General features: G+C 52.0%; 16 protein-coding genes. 13 read left to right on the top strand and 3 right to left on the bottom strand.

Features of this window, described 5'->3' with window-relative positions:
* The first annotated feature begins 4 nt into the window (after nucleotides 1-4).
* The 11 genes from BLQ88_RS29335 (at nucleotide 5) to BLQ88_RS29285 (ending at nucleotide 15233) form a co-directional block, all read left to right on the top strand.
* The gene (locus BLQ88_RS29335) at nucleotides 5-3190 is read left to right on the top strand and encodes a DUF6298 domain-containing protein (RefSeq protein ID WP_229212920.1); all 3186 of its coding nucleotides are present in this window, start codon (nucleotides 5-7) and stop codon (nucleotides 3188-3190) included.
* The gene (locus tag BLQ88_RS29330; protein WP_090156576.1) at nucleotides 3190-4740 is read left to right on the top strand and encodes an MGH1-like glycoside hydrolase domain-containing protein; all 1551 of its coding nucleotides are present in this window, start codon (nucleotides 3190-3192) and stop codon (nucleotides 4738-4740) included. The genes BLQ88_RS29335 and BLQ88_RS29330 overlap by 1 nt, the downstream gene beginning before the upstream one ends.
* A 34-nt stretch (nucleotides 4741-4774) precedes the next feature.
* Nucleotides 4775-5863, top strand: coding sequence for a sialidase family protein (locus BLQ88_RS29325; RefSeq protein WP_090156636.1), 1089 nt, complete (start codon nucleotides 4775-4777; stop codon nucleotides 5861-5863).
* Nucleotides 5864-5873: 10 nt separating this feature from the next.
* Nucleotides 5874-6764: a sugar phosphate isomerase/epimerase family protein gene (locus BLQ88_RS29320; protein ID WP_218132965.1), complete on the top strand. Its 891-nt coding sequence runs from the start codon at nucleotides 5874-5876 to the stop codon at nucleotides 6762-6764.
* Nucleotides 6765-6806: 42 nt separating this feature from the next.
* Complete coding sequence (locus tag BLQ88_RS29315) at nucleotides 6807-9143, top strand: DUF5703 domain-containing protein (protein ID WP_262485721.1); 2337 nt, start codon at nucleotides 6807-6809, stop codon at nucleotides 9141-9143.
* Nucleotides 9144-9269: 126 nt separating this feature from the next.
* Nucleotides 9270-9488 carry a hypothetical protein gene (locus BLQ88_RS29310; RefSeq protein ID WP_090156575.1) on the top strand — a complete coding sequence of 73 codons (219 nt, stop codon included), beginning with the start codon at nucleotides 9270-9272 and terminating at the stop codon, nucleotides 9486-9488.
* 30 nt (nucleotides 9489-9518) lie between these two features.
* A complete protein-coding gene (locus BLQ88_RS29305) occupies nucleotides 9519-9797 on the top strand; it encodes a hypothetical protein (protein WP_229212918.1) in 279 nt (92 codons plus the stop codon).
* 159 nt (nucleotides 9798-9956) lie between these two features.
* Nucleotides 9957-11468, top strand: coding sequence for an FGGY family carbohydrate kinase (locus tag BLQ88_RS29300; protein ID WP_090156574.1), 1512 nt, complete (start codon nucleotides 9957-9959; stop codon nucleotides 11466-11468).
* Between the two features lie 2 nt (nucleotides 11469-11470).
* Nucleotides 11471-13057, top strand: a complete 1587-nt coding sequence (locus BLQ88_RS29295) for a DUF5060 domain-containing protein (RefSeq protein ID WP_229212917.1) — start codon at nucleotides 11471-11473, stop codon at nucleotides 13055-13057.
* 191 nt (nucleotides 13058-13248) lie between these two features.
* Nucleotides 13249-13917, top strand: coding sequence for an aspartate/glutamate racemase family protein (locus BLQ88_RS29290; RefSeq protein ID WP_090156573.1), 669 nt, complete (start codon nucleotides 13249-13251; stop codon nucleotides 13915-13917).
* Nucleotides 13917-15233: a bile acid:sodium symporter family protein gene (locus BLQ88_RS29285; protein WP_229212916.1), complete on the top strand. Its 1317-nt coding sequence runs from the start codon at nucleotides 13917-13919 to the stop codon at nucleotides 15231-15233. The genes BLQ88_RS29290 and BLQ88_RS29285 overlap by 1 nt, the downstream gene beginning before the upstream one ends.
* A gap of 138 nt (nucleotides 15234-15371) precedes the next feature.
* Here BLQ88_RS29285 and BLQ88_RS29280 read toward each other — a convergent pair whose 3' ends face one another.
* From BLQ88_RS29280 to BLQ88_RS29270, 3 genes are read right to left on the bottom strand one after another with little or no spacing between them, the layout of a single operon-like run.
* Nucleotides 15372-15650: a nucleotidyltransferase family protein gene (locus BLQ88_RS29280; RefSeq protein WP_090156632.1), complete on the bottom strand. Its 279-nt coding sequence runs from the start codon at nucleotides 15648-15650 to the stop codon at nucleotides 15372-15374.
* 36 nt (nucleotides 15651-15686) lie between these two features.
* Entirely contained in the window at nucleotides 15687-17072 is a 1386-nt protein-coding gene (locus tag BLQ88_RS29275; protein ID WP_090156571.1) for a four-carbon acid sugar kinase family protein, read from the bottom strand.
* Nucleotides 17069-18331 (bottom strand): ribulose-bisphosphate carboxylase large subunit family protein, encoded by a 1263-nt coding sequence (locus tag BLQ88_RS29270; RefSeq protein ID WP_090156570.1) that lies wholly within the window; start codon nucleotides 18329-18331, stop codon nucleotides 17069-17071. The genes BLQ88_RS29275 and BLQ88_RS29270 overlap by 4 nt, the downstream gene beginning before the upstream one ends.
* Nucleotides 18332-18579: 248 nt before the next feature.
* On the opposite strand from BLQ88_RS29270, the gene BLQ88_RS29265 reads away from it, so the two are divergent.
* A complete protein-coding gene (locus tag BLQ88_RS29265; protein ID WP_229212915.1) occupies nucleotides 18580-21726 on the top strand; it encodes a SusC/RagA family TonB-linked outer membrane protein in 3147 nt (1048 codons plus the stop codon).
* Between the two features lie 11 nt (nucleotides 21727-21737).
* Nucleotides 21738-23150 (top strand): RagB/SusD family nutrient uptake outer membrane protein, encoded by a 1413-nt coding sequence (locus BLQ88_RS29260; RefSeq protein WP_090156568.1) that lies wholly within the window; start codon nucleotides 21738-21740, stop codon nucleotides 23148-23150.
* Nucleotides 23151-23191 lie beyond the last annotated feature (41 nt).

Raw genomic sequence — 23191 nt, 5'->3', positions numbered from 1 at the left:
TGCTTTGGACAGACTGAGATACTTGGTTAAGGTGATGAAATTCGATACGATCCTGTCGCTGGCAGGATTGTATTTTCTTTTGGTACCCCTTGCATTCGGCCAAAAGAAGCCTAAAAAACCTTCACCGGTGGCCCAGGCTGAGGACGGGCGGCTGGCTTATGCGCCCGATTCGCTCGGTAACCGCATTATCGATTTCTCGTACGCGGGCTACATGGCCGGTGCACAGGTGATCCCGGACGCGCCCATACGTGTAACCGTGCCCGTCCGCGAAGGCGACGCCACGGCGCGCATTCAGGCGGCGGTGGATTATGTGGGCTCGTTGCCGTTGGATGCCAACGGTTTGCGCGGCGCGGTGTTGCTCGGTGCCGGTACGCATAGGGTTTTGTCGGGTATTGTCATGAGGAAGTCAGGTGTTGTTTTGCGGGGTGCGGGAGTAGGAGAGGGCGGCACGGTGCTGCTCGGCGACGGGCGTACGCGGGAAACGGTGATCCGTGTTTCTGGTGAAGATAATGTGGTATTAAAACCTAAACTGCGCGTTGCGGATGCTTACGTACCGGTGAATGCAATGCGTTTTGATATTGAAAATGCGGGATCGTTGAAAGTAGGCGACCGCATTCGCATTGTACGACCTTCGACCGCCGAATGGATCAAAAGCCTGAAAATGGAAGAGTTTGGTGGGGAAACCGGCTGGCTCGGCTGGAAGCCCGGACAACGCGATGTTACCTGGGACCGGACGGTGACGGCCGTTTCGGGCAACAGCATTACCATCGATGCGCCGATCACGACCGCATTGGATGCGAAGTTCGGCGGCGGGTTGGTGATTCCTTATCAATGGAATGGAAGAATTAGTCATGTAGGTGTCGAAAACCTGCGAATCGAATCGACTTTTAATACCAAAAACCTGAAAGACGAGAACCATCGCTGGATGGGTGTTACTTTTGAAAATGCCGAAAATACCTGGGTCAGGCAGGTTATGTTCCGGCATTTGGCTGGCTCCGCGGTGGCGGTTTATGAATCGGCTTCGAAGGTTACCGTCGAAGATTGCCAATCGCTGGAACCGGTTTCGGAGCTTGCCGGGCAGCGGCGGAATACGTTTTTTATCCAGGGCGGGCAAACGCTATTTCAGCGTTGCTATGCCGAATATGGAATGCATGATTTTGCGACAGGCTACCTCGCGCCCGGCCCGATCGCATTCGTGCAATGCGAATCCCGCTTACCGAACGGTTTCAGCGGGGCCATTGATAGCTGGGCTTCGGGCGTGCTGTTCGATATCGTGAATGTGGATGGGAATGCATTGAGTTTTAAAAACAGGGGCCAGGACGGGCAGGGCGCCGGTTGGACGGCCGCTAACTCGGTATTCTGGCAATGTTCCGCCTCGCGGATCGAGAATTTCGCACCGCCGGGGACGCAAAATTTTGCATTCGGGGCGTGGGCGGCATTTGCGGGCGATGGTTTTTGGGAGAATGTCAATGAACACATCCAGCCCCGCAGCTTGTACTATGCGCAACTGGCCGAGCGCTTGGGCAAAGCGGTTCTCGCCAAATCTTTTCTGGTACCCAAAGAAACGGAAGCGTCCAGCAGTCCCAGTCTCGCGCAGGCTGCCGCATTGGTCGAAGGTTCGCATCAGCCGGCCATTCTGCTCACCGATTGGATCGACCAGGCTGCGCAGCGCAACCCGATTACAGTGGCCGTTACCGTGGAGGTCTCCCCTGCGACTACTCCGGTCAAAACGATTGACGAAATTGGTTTTACCAATACAAAAAACACTAACACATTACCTGCATTGACCATCCGCAACGGTCGGCTGGTGCGCGGCAGTGAACTGGTAACCGGTTCGCGCCATGAAGTCCCCTGGTGGCGCGGTAGCATTCGTCCGCATGACGTGAGTGCCGCCAAGCCGCACATTACCCGGTATGTGCCGGGCCGCGTGGGTAGAGGCGTGACCGATGATTTGCCGGAAATGACCGATTCGCTGCAAAAACAGCATATTACCGTCGTAGATCACAACTACGGCCTCTGGTACGACCGCCGCCGCGACGACCACGAGCGCATCCGCCGCATCGACGGCGAGAGCTGGCCGCCGTTTTACGAGCAGCCATTTGCCAGAAGCGGCCAGGATGCCGCCTGGGACGATCTCAGTAAATACGATTTGCAGCATTATAATGAATGGTACTGGAACCGCCTGCGCGAGTTTGTGGCGCTCGCCGACCAGAAAGGGCTTTTGCTCTATCATCAAAACTATTTTCAGCACAATATCCTCGAAGCAGGCGCACATTACGCCGATTTCCCGTGGCGGACGGCAAACAATGTCAATCAGGTAGGCTTCCCGGAACCGCCGCCTTACGCCGGTGACAAACGTATTTTCATTGCCGATCAGTTTTACGACATCGGTAATGCCGGACGGAGGGCCTTGCACCGGGCTTATATACGGCAATGCCTCGATAATTTCGCTGGTCAAAGCGGTGTGATTCAGTTTATTAGTGCCGAATACACCGGGCCGCTGCATTTCGTGCAGTTCTGGCTGGATGTGATCGGTGAATGGGAGCGGGAAAAAGGCAAAAATGCTTTGGTCGCATTGAGTACGACTAAGGACGTGCAGGACGCGATCCTGGCTGATGCGAAATATGCCGCATTGGTCGACATTATCGATATCCGCTACTGGCATCGCCGCGAAAATGGCACTGATTACACACCGGAAGGGGGTAAAAACCTCGCTCCACGGCAGCACGCGCGCATTCAAAAGACGGGCAAAGTGTCATTCAACTCCGTGTACAATGCCGTTTTGGAATACAAAAAGAAATACCCTGAAAAAGCGGTGCTGTACAATGCGAACGGGGCCGAGCAGAATGCCTGGGCGGTGTTGCTCGCAGGCGGCTCGGTGAGCGCGGTACCGGCGTTACCGAAAGGTTTTTTGGAAGCCGTTTCTGCGATGGAGCCGTCGGTAGTAACAGGCCAACCGCAGGATAACCGGCAATATGTTTTGGCCAAAGCAGGTGAAGGGCTGATCATTTATCAGGAGGGGCCAGGGGAGGCCGATCTGACAAAGTTCAATGGTAATTATCAAATGCAGTGCATCAATGCACGAACGGGCGTTGTTTCGGGTAAACCTGAAAAGGTAAAAGGAGGAAAAAAGGTTTCGCTGGTTTCCAATGAGGCGGGTCCGGTGATTTATTGGTTTTCGAAAAAGTAATGAGGTATTTAAAAATAGGTTTTGGCATCGTATGTATCGGCCTCGCGGGGCTGACTGGCTGCGCGCGTAAAACGGCGGGGCCGGCGGTTTTGAAAGCGGAGGACTATAAGCATCATGTGACGTATTTCAACCGGATGGAGGATGAAAACAAGGTGAATGCCATCCCGAATGCGCAGTCGTGGGAGTGGATGAAGGCCAATGTGCCGCTGTTCGACTGTCCGCAGGATAATTTCCGCGAAATATATTACTACCGCTGGTGGACTTACCGGAAGCACATTCACAACACGCCGCAGGGCTTTGTGATCACCGAGTTTCTCGTCGACAGGAATTATGCAGATAAGTACAATATGATCAGTTGCGCTCTCGGCCATCACATTTACGAAGGCCGTTGGCTGCACGATCAGCGTTATCTGAACGACAATGTGCACGTGTGGTTCCGCGGGAACGAAGGCGGGCGCATGAAGAAGCTGCTCAATTTCAGCAGCTGGACGGCCGATGCATTGTACAACCGCTACAAAGTGACGCAGGACAAGGCTTACCTGCTCGATATGCTGCCCGATCTCGATTCAGAATACAAGGCCTGGGAAAAAGACCGCCGCACCGAAAGCGGCCTTTTCTGGCAAACCGACGTGAAAGACGGCATGGAAGAATCGCTAAGCGGGGGTCGCCGGGAACAGAATGCGCGGCCGACCATTAACAGTTACATGTATGGCAATGCCAAAGCGCTTTCAGCCATCGCGGCATTGAAAGGTGACCAGGCATTGAGCAGTTTGTATCAAAGTAAGGCGGATACATTGAAGCGGCTTATAGACAATAAGTTATGGAATGCCGATAGCGCCTTTTTTGAAACAGTAAAGAAGCGAGGCAAAGGACCTTTTGCCGGTGTGCGCGAGGCAATCGGCTTCATTCCCTGGTATTTTGACCTCGCGGAGGAAAAGCATGATGGAGCCTGGAAACAAGTATCGGATCCTACCGGTTTCAATGCACCATTCGGGCTTACAACCGCCGAGCGCAGGCATCCCGAGTTCCGTACGCACGGCTGCTGCCAATGCGAATGGGACGGCGCCGTGTGGCCATTTGCCACTTCCCAAACATTGACCGGCCTCGCCAACCGTATGAATGCGCCGAAGCCGGAAGTGGTGGCGGATACGACTTATTTTGGATTGTTGGAAAAATATGTGGAATCTCAATATTACCGTGGCAAGCCGTACGTGGGTGAGTACCTGGATGAAAAGACCGGTTCCTGGCTCAAAGGCGACCAGGAGCGCAGCCGCTATTACAACCATTCGACATTCAACGACCTGATCATTACCGGCCTCGTGGGCCTGCGCCCGCGAGCGGACGAGGTGATAGAGGTTAACCCATTGCTGCCGGCAGATAAGTGGGACTGGTTTTGTCTCGACGACGTGCATTACCACGGCAAGCGCCTCACCATTCTCTGGGACCGCGACGGAAGCCATTACAAAAAAGGCAAAGGCTTGCAGGTTTTTGTGAATGGTAAAAAAGCGGGCTCTGCCGATACGATTTCCCGGATTTTAATTAACCCATAACCCTGCATTAACCTACATTCCCATGCACCAACCCATGCGAAGAACATTACTGAAATGGCTCCTATGCGGCTCAGCAGCATTTTTGACCCTGCCTGCTCATGCTCAAAACTTTAAGGACGGTATCCTCGTCGACGAATTCATTTTTGAAACGGCGCCATTTCCCGAAAGCCACGCTTCGACCATCGCCGAAACGCCTTCCGGGCTGGTAGCGGCGTGGTTTGGCGGAACGAAAGAGCGGAACCCGGACGTAGGCATCTGGGTAAGCCGTTTGGAAAACAATAAATGGACGGCGCCCGTGGAAGTGGCGAACGGCGTTGTGAACGACAAGCTGCGTTACGCCTGCTGGAACCCGGTTTTATACCAGATACCGAAGGGCGATTTGATGCTATTTTACAAAGTAGGACCGAATGTGGCCGGTTGGAAGGGTTTTCTGATCACTTCGAAAGACAATGGTAAAACCTGGTCGAAGCCGACGGAATTGCAGGAAGGGTTTTTAGGACCTGTGAAAAACAAGCCGGTTCTGTTAGCAAACGGCGAGCTTTGGTGTCCGTCGAGTACCGAAGGGGAACTTGGCTGGCGGCTGCATTTCGAGGTGACGCCGGATTTTGGTAAAACCTGGCGTAAAGTAGGACCGCTTAACGATGGAAAAGCCATTAAAGCCATTCAGCCAAGCTTGCTGACGTACGCTAACGGAGACATGCAGATACTTTGCCGCAGCCAGAGCCGCTCGATCGTCGAATCGTGGTCGAAAGATGGCGGAAAGACCTGGTCGGAAGTGGCGCCTTCGAGTTTGCCTAACAACAACTCGGGTACCGACGCCGTGACGTTGAAGGATGGCCGGCAGTTGCTGGTTTACAATCACGTGAAGCCACCGGTGGGTCAGCCAAAAGGACCGCGTACACCTTTGAATGTAGCGGTTTCGAAGGATGGTAAAAGTTGGGAGGCGGTACTGGTTCTGGAAGATTCGCCGATTAGTCAGTATTCGTATCCGTCTGTGATTCAGACGTCTGACGGTATGGTGCACATCGTGTACACCTGGCGCAGGCAGCGTATCAAGCATGTGGAAATCGATCCGTCGAAGCTGAAAGGCAAGGCGATCGTGCAAGAACAGTGGCCTATTTGATTTTGAAACAATGAAAAGAAGAAATTTTCTGAATATCTGCGCTGCCGGAATGGCGGCTGCACCGTTCGCGTCGTGGGCTGCGGAGATGGCGAGTGTATCAAAAAAGTCGCGCTACAAGATCGCTGTGATCGATCTGATGATTTTAAAAAGGCAAAAACTGAGTGCATTGCCGCTGGCTGGTGAAATCGGAGCGGATGGCCTGGAAGTGGATATGGGCGGCCTGGGCGACCGGCCAACCTTCGATAACAAGCTCGCCGACCCCGCCGTACGCCAGCAATACATCGATAAAGCCAGGGAATTGAACCTGCAAATTTGCTCGCTGGCCATGACCGGATTTTACGCGCAATCGTTCGCGAAACGCGACGGCGTGGAGAAAATGGTGGGCGATTGCATTGAAACAATGAAGCAGATGAATATCAAAACGGCTTTTTTGCCGCTGGGTATCCAGGGTGATCTGGTCAAAAATCCGGAATTGCGGCCTGCGATCGTCGAGCGACTGAAAATGGTGGGCAAAATGGCGGAGAAAGCAGGCGTAGTGATTGGTATCGAAACTGCCCTGGATGCGAAAGGGGACGTGGAATTGCTCAAAGAAATAGGGTCTAAAAGCATTCAAATTTATTTCAACTTCTCGAACCCGCTTAAAGAAGGCCGCGACCTTTGCGAGGAGCTGCGCATATTGGGTAAAAACCGCATTTGCCAGATCCACTGCACCGATGAGGACGGCGTCTGGCTGCAAAACAACACCCGGCTCGATATGAAAAAGGTGAAAACTACGCTCGACAAAATGGGCTGGAAAGGCTGGCTCGTGATCGAGCGCTCGCGTGATGCCGCCAAACCGCGTGATGTGAAAGGTAACTTCGGGGCGAACACTGCTTTTATGAAAACCGTTTTCCAGTCCTGATTTACATTTTGGTCACCCATTGTGACCTTTACATCACTGCCCATGTCTGTTCGCTTTTGCCGGTTCGTTTGCCTCTTGTTCTTGTTTGTCAGTCATTTAAGTGCGTTTTCGCAGGGTTTTTCCACAGAACAGTATAATTTAAAATGGATCAGCCAAAGCAAAAATTCCGGCGAATCGATGCCGTGCGGCGGCGGCGACATCGGGCTGAATGTGTGGGTTGAAAAGGGTGATCTGCTGTTTTACGTTTCGCGGAGCGGCGTTTTCGATGAAAATAATGTCTTCCCCAAGCTCGGGCGCGTGCGTGTGAGGCTTTCGCCGAACCCGTTCGACGCCGGTGAAAGTTTCAGGCAGGAGTTGAAGCTGAATGAAGGGTATGTAGAAGTTTCAGGTAAAAAAGGTAATCTGAATGCTACTGTAAAGGTTTGGGTGGACGTTTTCAAACCCACTGTGCACGTCGATATCGACGGCAATAAACCGATTTCCGCGCAGGCCTGGTACGAGAGCTGGCGGACCGAGCCGACCGAACTGAAAGGTAATGCCAGAAGCGCGAGTTCCTACAAATGGGCGGCCCCGACGGTCCCCGTTTTCCCGGATAGCGTCCGGTACGAGAACAATGGCGTGCTGTTTTACCACCGTAACCGCGATTCGACCATTTTTGACGTTATCGTGAGCCAGCAAAAGCTGGATGCCGTGAAACCCAAACTTTGGAATCCGCTTAAAAACCTCACCTACGGCGGATGGATGGCAGGCCGGGACATGGTAGTTGATCAGTCGGTCACAACCGGCAGGTATGCCGACGCTCCATTTAAGGGGTTTGGCTTAAAAAGTAAATCTCCTTCGCGCAGCATTCAACTGAGCATTTACCTGCATACCGACCAGCAAAGTGATATTACGGTCTGGAAAAAGGGACTTCTGGAAACTATTGCGGGGGCGAAGCAAACAGATAAGACGGCTCGTGTCAAAACGCTCGAATGGTGGAAGCAGTATTGGCAACGGAGCTATATTGCATTGAATGTGAGCAAGAAAGATAGCGCCTCGCCGGTATGGCAGGTCGGGCGAAACTACCAGCTTTTCCGCTATATGCTCGGGTGCAATGCATTCGGTACTTACCCGACGAAATTCAATGGCGGGCTGTTCACTTACGACCCGGTTTTTGTAGATACCTCCTATCATTTTTCAGCCGACCACCGCAACTGGGGCGGGGGTATTTTTACGGCGCAAAACCAACGGCTCGTATACTGGCCGATGCTCAAAAGCGGCGATTTTGATATGATGAAGCCGCAATTTGAGTTCTACCAACGGATGCTGGGCAATGCGGAAACCCGCACGCAGCATTACTGGGGCCACAAAGGCGCGTCCTTTACCGAGCAGATCGAGAACTTTGGGCTACCCAACTATGCCGAGTACAGTTCCAAACGGCCAGCCGGCTATGACCCGGGTGTGGAGTACAATAAATGGCTGGAATACCTGTGGGACACTTCGCTGGAATTCTGCCTGATGATCCTCGACCAGCAGCATTTTACCGGCGCCGATATTTCACAATATTTGCCGCTTATCGAGAGTTGCGTCGTCTTTTTCGATGAGCATTACCAGCACCTCGCGTCCCTGCGTAGCGCGGCCAAGCTGGATCAGAATGGGCATCTGGTCCTTTTCCCCGGTAGCGCGGCCGAAACTTACAAGATGGCCTACAATTCCGCGACCACTGTGGCGGGTTTGAAAACCGTGCTGGAAAGGATGCTGGCATTGCCTTCGCAGTACGGCGATGGGCCGCAGCGCAAGCATTGGAAGGAAATACTGGAACGCGTTCCGCCATTAAGTTTCCGCGAAATGCAGGGCCATCGCACGATTGCGCCCGCGAAAGTGTGGGAACGCATTCAAAACACGGAAATCCCGCAACTGTACCCCGTGTACCCGTATGGTATCTACGGCATCGGGAAGCCCGATCTCGAAACGGCCATCAACACCTGGAAGTACGATACCGAAGCCATTAAAAATCGGAACCACACCAGTTGGCACCAGGACGGCATCTTCTGCGCCCGCCTCGGCCTCACCGAAGAAGCGGCCGCATTGACCGTTAAAAAATTGCAAGACTCCGGTCGCCGCTTCCCGGCATTCTGGGGCCCCGGCCACGACTGGGTACCTGACCATAACTGGGGCGGCTCGGGGATGATTGGAGTCCAGGAGATGCTGATGCAAACACACGGCGATTCGATCTATTTGCTACCCGCCTGGCCAAGCGATTGGGACGTGCAATTCAAGCTCCACGCGCCTAAGAATACGGTCGTGGAAGGGGAGTGGAAAGGTGGTAAAATGGTGAATTTGAAAGTGACTCCGGAGAGTCGGAGGGGTGACTTAATTTGCTCTAAATGTGATATATAGCCGTTTGCAAACGACTACAAACGTTTAATATCGGATAAATCCGGTTTGTTACTTGACATCCCTTTTAAATAGTGCTAGTTTTGGTTTAAAGTAAATGATTTGTTGAACTTTAAACCACGCACTTTTATGAAAACGAATGCAGAAAAATACGAACTCGCAACTCCACTAATCTTTGGAACGGCCATAGGGGCTCTTTGTTCTCCATTTGGCCCTGTTGTTGCTATCATCGGCTTTGCAGTCGGTGCTGGCTCGGGCTTTTGGTTTGATAAAGTGGAAGACGCCAAGGCTGAATCGCATAAGAAAGCGCCAGTCGAAAGCGCTTCGAAAAAGTCCATTTGCAATTAACTACAATCATTAACGCTATTAAATGATTGTATGGAGAAGTACTACAACCAATATGCCATTTCGTTGGCTGTTAGCCTGATCGGCTGTCTATCTTATATAATTTTTGCTATCGTTAAAAAAGGAATCCAGAATTTGCAGGGACGAGAGGTAGCTGTGGTTTTCTTTGACTTTATCGCGATTTGCTCAGCACTGAAGATTGTTTACCTGGCGTTTGACGTGACAATCTGTCGTCCTGACTCAAAGCTTGATTTAGCATTTCTGGCCTTGGGTGGCCTAATGATAGCACTGATTGCAACAAAAATGTTGTAGCTAGATTTAAGCTCGTGAGTTTGTGTCAAGAGAATTGCACCCAAGGCAATAAATAACATAAATAAATCAATATTTTTTAGCTTTGTTTTCGATTGTTTTTCTTTTCTTTGTTTTAGTGAATGAGAAATGGTTTAATAAGTTCAAAACATAGCTTCCAAAATGTTGAACGGCCCGTTTGTGCTGGCGATCGATCAGGGTACGAGCAGTACTAAAACCGTCATTTTTAACGAGAAAGGGAAGGTTGTGGCGCGTGGGAGCGAACCCCTGCGTACGATGTACCTTGATGGCGGGCTGGTGGAGCAAGACCCGCAGGAAATTTACGACAATGTACTGGCGTCGGTAGCGAAATGCATTGCCGATTTCACATCCAAGAATGGACGTATAGAGGATGTCCGTTCGTGCGGAATTTCCAATCAGCGGGAAACTTTTGTGGTGTGGGATCAAGACGGAAGTCCGCTGCACAATGCGGTTGTCTGGCAATGCAAGCGGTCAACGGCGGTGTGTGAGCAATTACGCGCTGCGGGACTGGAAGAAATGATCCGACGGAAAACCGGGTTGCTGGCCGATCCCTACTTTTCCGGCTCGAAGGTCATTTGGTTAAACCTTTATAATGAGCATGTAAAGACGGCTATTGCAGAAGGTAATGCGTTTTTTGGGACGGTGGATACCTGGCTTTTATACAAGCTGACCGGCGGAGCGGCCTATCTCACAGACCATACCAATGCCTCGCGTACGCTGTTTTTTAATCTTGAAACATTGGCATGGGACGAGGATCTTATCCGTTCGTTCGGATTGGATGGCCTGCATTTGCCTGATATACAGCCGTCTTCGTCGCATTTCGGGACGACGGACTTTGGGGGCTTGTTTCCAGATGTCATACCGGTTACGGCGATGATCGGCGATTCGCATGCGGCTGCATTTGGAGAAGGCTGCTTTGGTCCCGGCATTGCAAAGGCCACATTGGGTACGGGTTCTTCGATTCTGATGAATATCGGTCCTGAACCGAAGCCTTCGCAGCAGGGAATGGTGACGACAATCGGTTGGAGCGCAGGTGATAGGGTCGAATATGCGCTGGAAGGCGTGATCGTCACCTGCGGCGCAACGATCGAGTGGCTCAAATCGCACCTCGGACTGTTCAACGACATTCGCGAAACGGAAGCGATGGCGCGGTCGGTGAAAGATAGCGGGGGCGTTTACCTCATTCCGGCATTCAGCGGATTGGGCGCACCGCATTGGGATATGAACCGCAAGGCATCCATTACCGGCCTGACATTCAATGCAAACAAAAACCATATCGTCCGCGCGGCGCTAGAATCCATTCCTTTTCAAATCAAGGATGTGATCGTTGCGATGGAATCGGATACGGGAATCGCGTTGAAAGAATTGAAAATAGACGGAGGGTTAACGTCCAATAATTTCGTCGTACAAATGTTAGCCGATCTGCTTGAAAAGCCGGTGGTTAACCTAGGCTTCCCGGAAGTTTCGGCTTTGGGGGCGGCTTATCTTTCGGGATTGTATTCGGGTGTTTATCCGGACATTGACTATTTGCAAAAATTAAGTGCGGGGCATTCGTCGGTTACGCCGAATGCAGCCAATGACGCGGCGAAGTTGGGGTACCAGGGTTGGCAAGAGGCCATTGGTGCGGCGCCGCAAATACATTTAACGCATTGATCATGAGATTTTTCTATTTAGTAGGAGCGTTTTTTCTGTACACTTTTTCGGTTGTCGGGCAGAACAATGTGGAGCGCTGGGAGCGGTTCGAAATAACACTGGCCGGGCCGCAAACCGGTAACCCGTTTGTTGACGTCGAGTTGGCTGCCGAATTTTCAAACGCTAGTGAAAAAGTTAAAGTGGCCGGTTTTTACGATGGCAATGGTCGGTACAAGGTTCGTTTCATGCCCCGGAAGACTGGCGAATGGAAGTATAAAACGATCAGCAACAATAAATCGCTGAATGGTAAAGCCGGTGTGTTCTCCTGCGTGGAGCCGGGCAAGGATAATCACGGTCCGGTGCAGGTTGCTGATACCTATCATTTTAAATATACCGATGGCAAGCGCTATTATCCTTTCGGGACTACATTGTATGCGTGGACACACCAGCCGGAAGGCCTGGAAGAAATTACCTTGAAAACGCTGGCAAATGCACCTTTCAACAAGGTCAGAATGTGTGTTTTTCCAAAATATTACTCGCATGTCGAGAATGAGCCGCCCTACTATCCATACGTGAAGAAGTCGGAAACGAAGGATGCGAAAGGTAAGCCGAAGTTCCAATGGGATTTGTCGCGGTTTGAGCCGGCGTTTTTCCAACACCTTGAAAAGCGTATCGATGACCTGAAAAAGCTGGGCATTGAAGCGGACGTGATCATTTTCCATCCCTACGATAAGGGTCACTGGGGATTTGACAGTCTTGGTAAGGAGAACGATCTGAAATATATCCGGTACCTGACGGCCCGCCTGGCATCGTTCCGGAATGTGTGGTGGTCACTGGCGAATGAGTTTGATTACGTTAAAACCAAACCACGTGCCGATTGGGATATTTATACCAAAGCCGTCGTGAATGCGGACCCGTACGGTCACCTTTGTTCGATCCATAACGGAAGTGTTTACTACGACAATTGGAAGCCGGAGTTTACGCATGTCAGCATTCAAAACGGCTCGACCGTGGAAGATTTCGGGCGCGCGACCTTGCTGAAAGATGTGTTTTTCAGGCCGATGATCTATGACGAGGTGTGCTATGAAGGCGATTTGCAGCAACGTTGGGGGCATTTGAGTGGTGAGGAAATGACGGAGGCGTTCTGGCAAGGCGTGATCGCAGGTACCTACGTGACGCACGGGGAAACATACAAGAATGCCGGTGATACGATCTTTTGGGCCAAAGGCGGTCGCCTGATCGGTAGCAGTCCGGCAAGGATTGGTTTTTTGAGAAGGATATTGGAGGAAGCGCCGGGGCCGCTGGAGTTATCGGATCCCTGGAAGGATCACCATACTTCCAGGGCCGACAGCAGTTATTACCTCATGTATTTGGGTAAAAACATGCAGCCGGAATGGGAATTCAGCCTGCCGCGAAAGGGCGGGCCAAAAGCCGGGCGGAAGTTTAAGGTAGAGGTGATCGATACCTGGAATATGACCGTCGACGAGCGGCCTGAGGTTTTCGAGATTGCAGAAACCAATGATTACCGAATTTACGATAAGAAAAGAACATCGATCCGCCTGCCGATGACGCCCTACCTGGCGCTGCGGATCAAAGAATACCGGGAATGACAACGATTTTGATTGGTTAACATAGATAGTAAAGGATTAAAAAGACCGGATACTGTCCGGTCTTTTTTTGTTTTTTGCTTTGTATAATTCCGGCGTTTGATTAAATTTCGAAACAATTAGAATATAAACGAAAGAGATATTCGTTTCGCTCCGCATAAAAGCTTCCATTTGACTTTTCCGCAAACGCATTCATGAAACCCGTGACATTAGGATTGATCCACACCTCGGCTACGCTCGTGCCGATCTTCCAGCAATTGTGCAGCGAATATCTGCCCGGCGTAAATGTGTTCAATATCGTAGACGACAGCCTGATCAAGGACGTTATCGCAAAAGGCAAACTCGCGCCTGCAACTGCGCGTCGCGTGGTCGACTATGTAGCATCCGCCGAAGCTGCTGGCGCTGACCGTATTCTGGTAACGTGCTCATCCATTGGCAGGGCCGTGGAAGCCGCGGCCGCTCTTTCATCCGTTCCCGTGCTCCGCGTCGACCAGCCAATGGCCGATCTGGCCGTTTCAAAAGGCATTAGAATTGGGGTAGTGGCGACGTTGCCGACCACGCTCGAACCGACCGCGGATCTCGTAGAACGCCGTGCACAGGTCGCAGGCAAGGAAATTCAACTCACGAGCAAGCTTTGCGAAGGCGCTTTTGAGGCATTAATGAGTGGAAATCCGGGTCTGCATGATCAGATGGTCGCGCAGGCGTTGCGTGAGTTGTCTGCGCAGGTGGATGTGATCCTGCTCGCACAGGCGTCGATGGCGCGCGTAGTGGATACGCTGTCCGAAGCGGAAAAAACAGTACCCATCATAGCCAGCCCGCCAGAGGCCGTTCGCTACCTGGCATCGGTTATCAACCCGTCGTAATGATGTTGATTTTCAGGAAAATATGTCTGGCGTTCGCTGCATTGGGCACTGCATTGCTGGTATTCGCGTGGCTAACGCAGGCGGACGGCCTGTTTAATGCAGCCGCCCTGGGTGCCGCGGTAGCCTGGGCCGTTGGAATCGGTGCCATTCCATTTTTGAAAGGTTATCAATACACCGCATGGATCGCCGCCGCAGTTGTGGCGGGTATGACCTATCCGCAATCTTTCCTGCATATCGGTGATTTTGATTTAAGGAATAAGTGGCTGATCCTCATTGTGGTACAATTTGTAATGTTCGGAATGGGTATTCAAATGAGCCTGCGGGATTTTTCGGAGCTGGCCACCTCGGGCAAAGGGGTGCTGGTAGGACTATGCAGTCATTTCACCATTATGCCGCTTACCGGATTTGCGTTGACTAAAATCTTTCATTTCGACCCCGAAATCGCGGCCGGTATCATTCTGTTGGGCTCTTGTTCGAGTGGGCTCGCTTCCAATGTAATGGTTTACATCGCCAGGGCCAACCTCATCCTTTCCGTGGCCGTAACCGCCATGACCACCCTCGCTGCACCATTTCTGACACCTTTCTTAATGAAAATCCTTGCGGGAACGCTCATTCAGATCCGTTTTCTCGACATGATGATGGAGATCATCAAAATCGTCATCGTGCCCATCGGCGCAGCATTGATCCACGACTTTCTGAAAACTGCTTCGCCACGCGGACGAAGAAACGTTTATGGTATAGCGTCAGTCTCGCTGGCGTGGCTCGGGGCATTGGTTCTGGGTTTGTGGTCATTGCTTGCTGGCGCTGTTTCCGAGACGGCCTTGCAGTCGCTGGAAGTGCTTTCTTTCTTCGCCGGCGCCCTGCTGGTAGGTTTGGCTTATCATTTGGTAACATTATCATTCAAAAACCTTGACCGGTACATGCCTTATGTCTCCATGTTCGGTATTATCTATTTCACCACCGTCACCACTGCCGCCGGCCGCGATAATCTGTTGCAAGTCGGGTTTTTGCTCTTTTTTGTCTCTGTTGTGCACAATTCGGCCGGGTATTTTTTCGGGTATTGGCTTAGCCGCCTCCTTGGCCTCGACAAAGCTTCCGCGCGGACGATGGCATTTGAAGTTGGATTACAAAATGGCGGAATGGCATCCGGCCTTGCCGGTACGATGGGGAAGCTGGGTACCGTCGGTCTTGCAGCAGCGGTATTTAGTCCGTGGATGAATATTTCAGGGTCTATTTTGGCGAATTACTGGCGGCGGCGATCTTTAGAGAATGGCGATCACGCAGTGAAAGAGGTAATTACGGAGCAAACGCCGTGAAATTAATATGTCTGTAAAAATCACTACTTTGGGCGGCTTTCAGTTCTTCTATGTCGAAAGAGCCGCTTTTGAGTTCTATTTCCAATAATGAAGTCAGGTCGTTTCTGAATGCGGGGAGGCTTTTTTTAGCGATATGAACTAGCGTGTGACATATTTCAAATCCTGGCGAGCGCGGTATAGGATGATAGGGTCGGCAAACTTTTCGGGGACAAGGTCTACTTTGATGTTGAGTAGTGATTGAAGTTTGTCTTTCAATTTTTCGCGAATTGTATAATCCAGATTCTGTTCGAGCAGGATATCGATGTCGTGATACTTTTCGCCACGCGCAAATGAGCCGAACAGGCCTAATTTGCTGATTCCGAACTCTTCGAAGATCCGCTCCTTGCGCAGTATCGATTCAAATTCCCCGACGGTCATGTTGGTGTTTTTGTTCAAAGATAGCAAATAGCGATGTCAAATGCAGCCTTTCGCAGCCACTTCAAAATACTCCTCTCCGCCAACCTGCCCGCCCTTAAAATTAACTTCCAACCCATCCGCAGGCGAATCGGGCGCGAATGCGCGGCAGAGTGGGGCGCCGGGGGATAATGGGGCAATCATCTCAACCGCTTTGATGCCGAGCGTCCTGGCGACTACGCCCGAGGTGTCGCCGCCGGCGATGACAAGGCGTTGAATGGGAACGGCAGCAATGGCCTGACGGGCAATGTTTCCGAGTGCTTCACCGTGAAGCTTGGAGGTTAGGGTTTGGATTTCAGTGGGAGATAAACCTTTGTTTTTGAATGTGTTGTTGGCTTCGATGAATCGCTCGTCTTGCGTGCTTTTGCTGGTGTGGATGATTACGCTTTTTCCTTTTTCAATAAACCGGATCGCCTTTTCAATTTCGTCGAGAAAGTGAAAGTCATGCGTTCCGGCGGCGATTGCGGGGGTGTCGAGCGCGATTTCTTCGAAACCGTGTGCCAAAGCATAATCAATTTGCCGGGCTGTGATGGGCGAGCAGCTGCCGGAAACTACGAGCAATGGCGATGCTCCGCCTGGTTCGGGCCATTGGGTGCGGTTCTGCGTGATTCCCTGTGCGTTCCAAAAGCCGGTGAGCGCCATTTCGACGCCGGAGGAGCCCACAGAAAAGTGTGGCTTGCTATGGCTCCCGTACGGGTCGATGAGTGCGCCGATGCGAGGCATCTGGTGCTCGTAGAGGCCGTCGAAAAGTACGATATCGTTCGCTCTGATCGTATTTTCGAGCAATGCGGTCGCTTCTTCCCGGGATTTTTCAATTTGTAAGATATCGATCAGGCCGGAGGATTTCTGCGTTTGTTTGCTCAAATGCAGCCGCAGGTCGCTTTCGTCGGCGGGTGTGGTGGGGTGCTTGCTCATGCTTGGGTGGCGGTCGAGGCGGTGAATGTCGCCGTTACTGCCGATGCCCATTCTGGCAAACAGGTTTCCGAATGCGCAATGGCGGCCGAGCGATGGCGCTGCAACGACCAGGGAAACAAAACGCGGGGTAAAGACCTCTGTGCCAATGTCGATCGCTTTGCCAATGCTGCCGATGGCTGGCGAAGAGTCGAACGTAGAGCATACCTTATAATGGATGTGCCTTGCGCCGGAAGTTCTAAGTGCTTCGAATGCGGGCCGAAGTGTTTGTTCCATTTGCGTCGGCGTCATCGCGCGCGTCATGCCCGCGATCCCGAATGCGCGTATGTGTGGGAAGCGTGCAAGGTCGGTTTCCGTGGGCGGCGCAATGAATAATGCGGTATGGATACCGGCCCGTTCGAGGATTTCCATGGCGTCGGTGGAGCCGGTAAAATCGTCGCCGTAGAATGCCAGCAGGAGGTTGTTTGGGATCATGCGCGGTCGAATTGCAGTTTTCCGAACTTTTCGACGGACTTTCCGAACTCGGGGTATTGCCGTGCGGCAGCTTCGAGCGTGAGGCCACCCACTGCACCCTCCCAGGCTTGCTGCAAAGCAGCTACGCCGGCCGCAGGGCCACCCGGATGCGCCATAATGCCCCCGCCTGCCATGTAAAGGAGATCGGTAGTCTGCGTGCGCCGGTAGGTTTCGAATGCCTGCCCTCCCCATTGCCCGGAAGATACGACCGGCAGAACTGGTTTATCCAGCGGTGTAGGATCGAGGCAAGAGGCGATAGAGCGCACGACGGAATCGTCCGATTCCCAGAATTTATTTTGAATGCCATTCACGTGCAGCTGATCCACGCCTGCGAGCCGCCAGAGTTTCTGGTAAGCCGGAAACTCAATGCCCAGCAACGGATGGCGGTTCAGCATACCCCAGCCATTGCGGTGGCCGTGAATGACTAATTCACCGAGGTCGCAAATGCGTTTGGCGCCCGCCAGGCCCACGCTGTTGAGACTGATCATCGCACAGGTCCCGCCGGATTTCACGATATACTCGTATTTATGGAGCATACTGTCCATTTCGTCGCTGATGTTGAATGCATACATCACTTTTTTGCCGGTGCGGTCGGCGTGGCGGTTGATGACCTGCATCACCGCATCCACACGATCCTCGAAGCGTGAATTGGCGGTGGAAGCCATGAGCTCATCGTCCTTTACGAAATCGATGCCTGCATAGGCGAGTCTATCGACGATTTCTGCGGTTTGGGCCGGTGTGAGGCCCACGCTCGGCTTAATGATCGTCCCGATGAGTGGTCGGCCAGTAGCAACGCCGGTTAGCGAACGGCACCCATCGATGCCGAACCGCGGGCCGCGGTAGTTGGTTGCATAAGCTTCCGGGAAATGAATATCCATCAGTTTGAGCCCCGTAAACTGTGTGATTTCGTAGAGATTCCCTTGCAATGTGGAGACGAGGGTAGGGAGGTTGTGACCAAAGTTCTCCTCCGACCACGACACTTCCACGAATGCGCGGCGGTATAATCCATCGGGTGAAACTGCGCCCGGGATTGCGGGTTCTGAAACGGTATCCAAATGTTCGATATGTTCAACGCGGGCCGCGAACCGGTTTTTCAGTTCTTCGGTTTCGCCCGGTATGGCCACGAATGTGCCGGATGACTGCTCTCCGGCCAGCACAGCCGCCGCTTTTTCTACCGCATAAGGGGTTTCAATGTAATACCTCGCCGTAATTCTTTCCATTGATTTCTAGAAAATATATTTTATGCTTACGAATATAGTCTTTTTTGATTCGATTTAAAGAGCGTAAGATGACTGTTTTACGCACCTCAAAGTGACAAAAACTGCTTTTTGACAATTTTTTATAAAAATAAGATAGAAAATCTTTGCAACTATTTTTTTAAACTAAAATACTTCCTACTTTTCGTAAAAATTAGAATAAAAAAGAAAGAAAAAGAAAATCACTACTTCCCTAATCGTTTGAAATGTTTATGAAACAACTCTTACGCATCATTCTGGTATGCCTGCTGGTAACCCCGGCGGTTCATGCGCAGACGCTGTCCGTCAAGGGCAGGGTAACGGGTGTAAGCGACGCCGACCCGCTCCCGGGTGTGAGTGTCGTGATCAAAGGCACGCAGCGCGGAACGACCACCAATTCGGACGGAGCGTTCCAAATCGACGTGCTAGATCAGGCTACGGTGCTGGTATTCAGCTTTGTGGGTTACAAATCTGTGGAGGAAACAGTGGGTGCGCGCACCGACATCGGGGTAAGGCTTGTGCCTGAAAACAAATCGCTGGAAGAGGTAGTAGTGGTCGGTTACGGAACGCAGAGCAAGCGGGCGGTGACCGGTGCGGTTATTTCCGTTAATTATGACAAATTCAAGGACCGTTCATTCAGCAATGTTAGCCAGTCGCTGGCCGGAACACTGCCAGGGGTAAATATTTCGCAATCACAAGGTGCGCCGGGTTCTTCTCCGGTAATCAAAATCCGCGGTATCAGTTCGATCACCGCCGGTACCAATCCGCTGATCGTAGTGGATGGCGTGCCGTTGGAAAACTTTAACCTGAACCTGATCAACCCGCAGGATATCGAGTCGATTGAAGTGCTGAAAGACGCGTCTTCGGCGGCTATTTACGGTTCTCGGGGATCGGCGGGGGTTATTATCGTGACGACCAAAACCGGCAAACCGGGTAAGGTGAATGTGAGTGCGAACGTCGAATATGGCTCGCAAAAGGTGACGCGCCGGGTGAAAATGATGGACGCGCAGCAGTATATCGAGACTTATATAGATGCCAAAAACAATGCATGGACCGCGCAAGGCGGCAATGCGAGCGATCCGAACAGCGCACGGCCTGCAACATTGCGCATTCCGGAAGATTTTACGACTAATCCGCAACAGTTCGGAAAAGGTACCGACTGGCAGGACGTGATGTTCCGTACGGCGCCGTCTTTCAACGCGCAGGTGACGGTTACCGGCGGTACGGACAAGACACAGTACATGTTTTCCGGCGCGTATCTGGATCAAACAGCTGTGCTCGATGCCAACTACTACAAACGCCTCGCATTGCGTTCGAACCTTAAAACGCAGATTTCCAAGCGGCTTAGCGCAGGTTTGAACATTGGTATAACTTCCATTTTCGACCGTACGGAAGGCACGCAGGGCAAAAGCGACGTGATCAGCCTCGGCTTGCAGAGCGACCCCATTTTCCCGGTTTACAATGAAAACGGTAACCTCGGTTTCCGAGATCCGAACTCGACCTGGTTCCGCTTCACACAATACGCGGATATGAACCTCTGGCATCCGTACTCGCTTACACGCGAGGTGGATAAGGGCCGAAAGTCGTTCAATACACTGGCTACGGGTTACCTGGAATACGAATTCATCGACGGGCTGCGGTTCAGGACGAGCCTGAGCGGCAACCTTTACAATATGCGCAGCAATTTTTATTGGAATGATAAACAAAAATACGGCTATTCGGCTGTGCTGGCCGCGCAGGGCAATGCGAGTGATGCTTATATGCTGAACTGGCTGAGTGAGAATACTTTGACTTACGACAAGAAGTTCGGAGAGCATGCATTCACCGGATTGATTGGCTATACGAGCCAAAAGCAGCGCGACGAAACCATGTACGTGGCGGCCAACAACTTCCCGAACGACCTCGTGCATACATTAAATGCAGGAACGGTTACCGCAGGGAACACCACAGCTAGCGAATGGTCGCTGCTTTCGTACCTGGCGCGTGTGCAGTATAATTTCAAAAACCGCTATTTCCTTACCGGTGCGATCCGTCGCGATGGCATGTCGCGCTTTGGCGAGAACAACAAATGGGGTTATTTTCCTTCGGTTTCAGCGGGTTGGTTAGTTTCAGACGAGGCATTCATGTCGGGTGTGACGGCGGTGAACAACCTGAAATTGCGCGCGAGCTACGGCGTGACGGGTAACAACCAGATCCCTAACTATGGCGCGATCAGCTTGCTGGCTGCGGCGCAGTATGTGAATGGACAAAACCTGGCCAATGGATTGAAAGTGAGCAGTCTGGCTAATCCGAATCTGAAATGGGAGAAAACCAATCAGTTCAACGTAGGTGTGGATGTGGGTCTTTTCAATAACCGCATTAACCTCTCGGCCGAATATTACAACTCGCTTACCCGTGACATGCTGCTTTTCGTGCCGGTGCCCGACATTACCGGCTTCTCGACTCAGCTCACCAATATCGGTAAAATGCGCAACCGCGGCGTGGAATTGAATATTTCCAGCAAAAACCTCACCGGCGCAGTTACCTGGACAACCGATTTCAACTTTTCCAGAAACCGCAATAAAGTGCTGCAACTTGGCCCGGGCAATGCGCCGATCCAGTATGTTGACAACGTCGTGACCGTGCGTACCGAAGTAGGCCAGCCGGTTTCAAACTTCTACGGCTACATTTTCGACGGTGTTTTCAAAAACCAGGCGGAGATAGACGCTTACCCGCATCACACAAGCACCACGCCAGGCGATCCGAAAGTGCGCGACGTGAATGGCGACGGCAAGATCAGCGACGCCGACCGGACTACCCTCGGTAACTATCAGCCCAATTTCATTGCGGGTATTACGAACACGGTGGGTTACAAAGGCTTTGAGTTGTCGTTCCTCTTCCAGGGTTCATTCGGCGGCGAGATTGCGAATAACAATGTGCGCTACCTGGGTACCTGGGACAATGGTCGCAACTTCTTTGCCGATATGTACAACTACTGGCGGTCGGAGAGCAATCCGGGCGACGGCAAGCATTTCAAGCCGTCGGTGAACTACCTCGGGTTGCAGAAGCAGTTTTCTTCTTACTGGGTCGAGGACGCTTCGTTCGTACGCCTGCGGAATGTGCGCGTGTCGTATGCGTTGCCTGCGAAATGGGTTTCGAAGCTGAAAGTGAGCGGTGCGAGGGTATATGTGAATGCGGAGAATGTGCATTTGTGGAGCAAATACATCGGTTACGACCCGGAGAATACGACTTACGGAACTACTTCCTACTCGTCGAGCATGGAAACTTCGAGCTCGTACAGCAGTGGTAATGCACCCGTTCCCGGTGCATTTCAGGGGGTGGATTATGGATCGTATCCGCTGCCTCGGGTGATTACTGTTGGGATTAAGGCTGATTTTTAGACGCGAAAACAATGAAAAAATACATCAAAACCATAGCCTTAGCAGCCTTAATTGCAAGCACTTGGAGCTGCAAGGACTCATTTCTCGAACTGGCACCGGTATCCAACCCGAGCGCGGAGAATTTTTACAAAACAAGGTCGGATTTCGACATCGCTGCCAATGCGGCCTACAACACGCTTTATACCGTGTACCACCCGCAAGGCCCGGTTTCCTACGCCGGCGAGCTGATGTCAGACAACGTTACGATCTTCAACATTTCGGGTAACCAGGCCGATAAATGGCAGTTCCGCGACTACACGCTCGCGCCTGCAAATACAATGGTGTACCAGTTCTGGCAGGATTTCTACCGCTCGATCTACAACCTGAATATCATTCTCGATAAAATCCAGAATGCAGACCTCGACGCGACTTACAAGGCTCAGACACAGGGTGAAATGCTATTCCTCCGCTCGTTGTACTATTATAATATGGTGCAGCTCTGGGGCGATGTGCCGCTGGTAACCCGCCCCGTAAGCGCCGCCGAAGCCTACGACATCCTGCGTACGCCTTCGACGGAGATTTATACGCAGATTATCAAAGATCTGGCCGAGGCAAAATCCAAACTGCCCGCCACTGCAACCATCTCGGGACGTGCGACGAAAGGTGCCGCACAAGCGCTGCTGGGCAAGGTTTACCTCGCTACCGGCGACAAAGCCAATGGTGTGAAGGAGCTCAAAGAAATATACGATAGCAAGCAATATGAGCTGCTGCCGGCCTACGCCTCACTTTGGGATGCTAAAACAAAGAATACGAAAGAGTCGATCTTCGAAATCCAATACCTGGGCGGCTCGGCGACGGCGCCTTACAGCAACTATTACCTCGGATTTTTCCCGAATTCCAATGCATTGGGCTTCTATGGCGCGGGTATGAACCAGGTTGTGGAGGATATCTGGAATGAATACGAGAAAGGCGACGGCCGCCGGGAAGCCTCGATCGACACGGGCTTTACAGATGCAAAAGGCAATTTCACCAAAGCCAAATTCCCGAAAAAATGGCAGGACAAAACCGCGCCGCTGATCAACCAGAACATCGCCGCCAACAACAATTTCATGGTGTTACGCTATGCCGACCTCCTGCTGCTGCTTTCGGAAGCGACCGGTGAGGCCAGTTACCTGAACGAGGTGCGCAAGCGGGCCGGGCTGCCATTGTACGGCGCAGCTGGTTATCCTGCCAAATACAACACCCTAGCATTGGCCGTGGAGCACGAGCGGCGCGTAGAGCTTGCTTTCGAATTCCACCGCTGGTTCGATTTGAAACGCACCAATCGCGTCGTTGACGTCCTGACCGCCAAAGGCAAGCCGGTAACGCAGAACAAGCTCGTTTTCCCAATTCCCAACATCGTCCGGGACCAAAATGCGAAGATTACGCAAAATGCGGGGTATTGAGAGTTGATGAGTTTAGAGTTTATGAGTTTAAAGTCTATGAG

This window comes from Dyadobacter soli (assembly GCF_900101885.1).
Classification (GTDB): Bacteria; Bacteroidota; Bacteroidia; order Cytophagales; family Spirosomataceae; genus Dyadobacter; species Dyadobacter soli.
The sequence above is the reverse complement of the archived record's forward strand: the minus strand, read 5'-3'. Positions and strand labels throughout refer to the sequence as shown.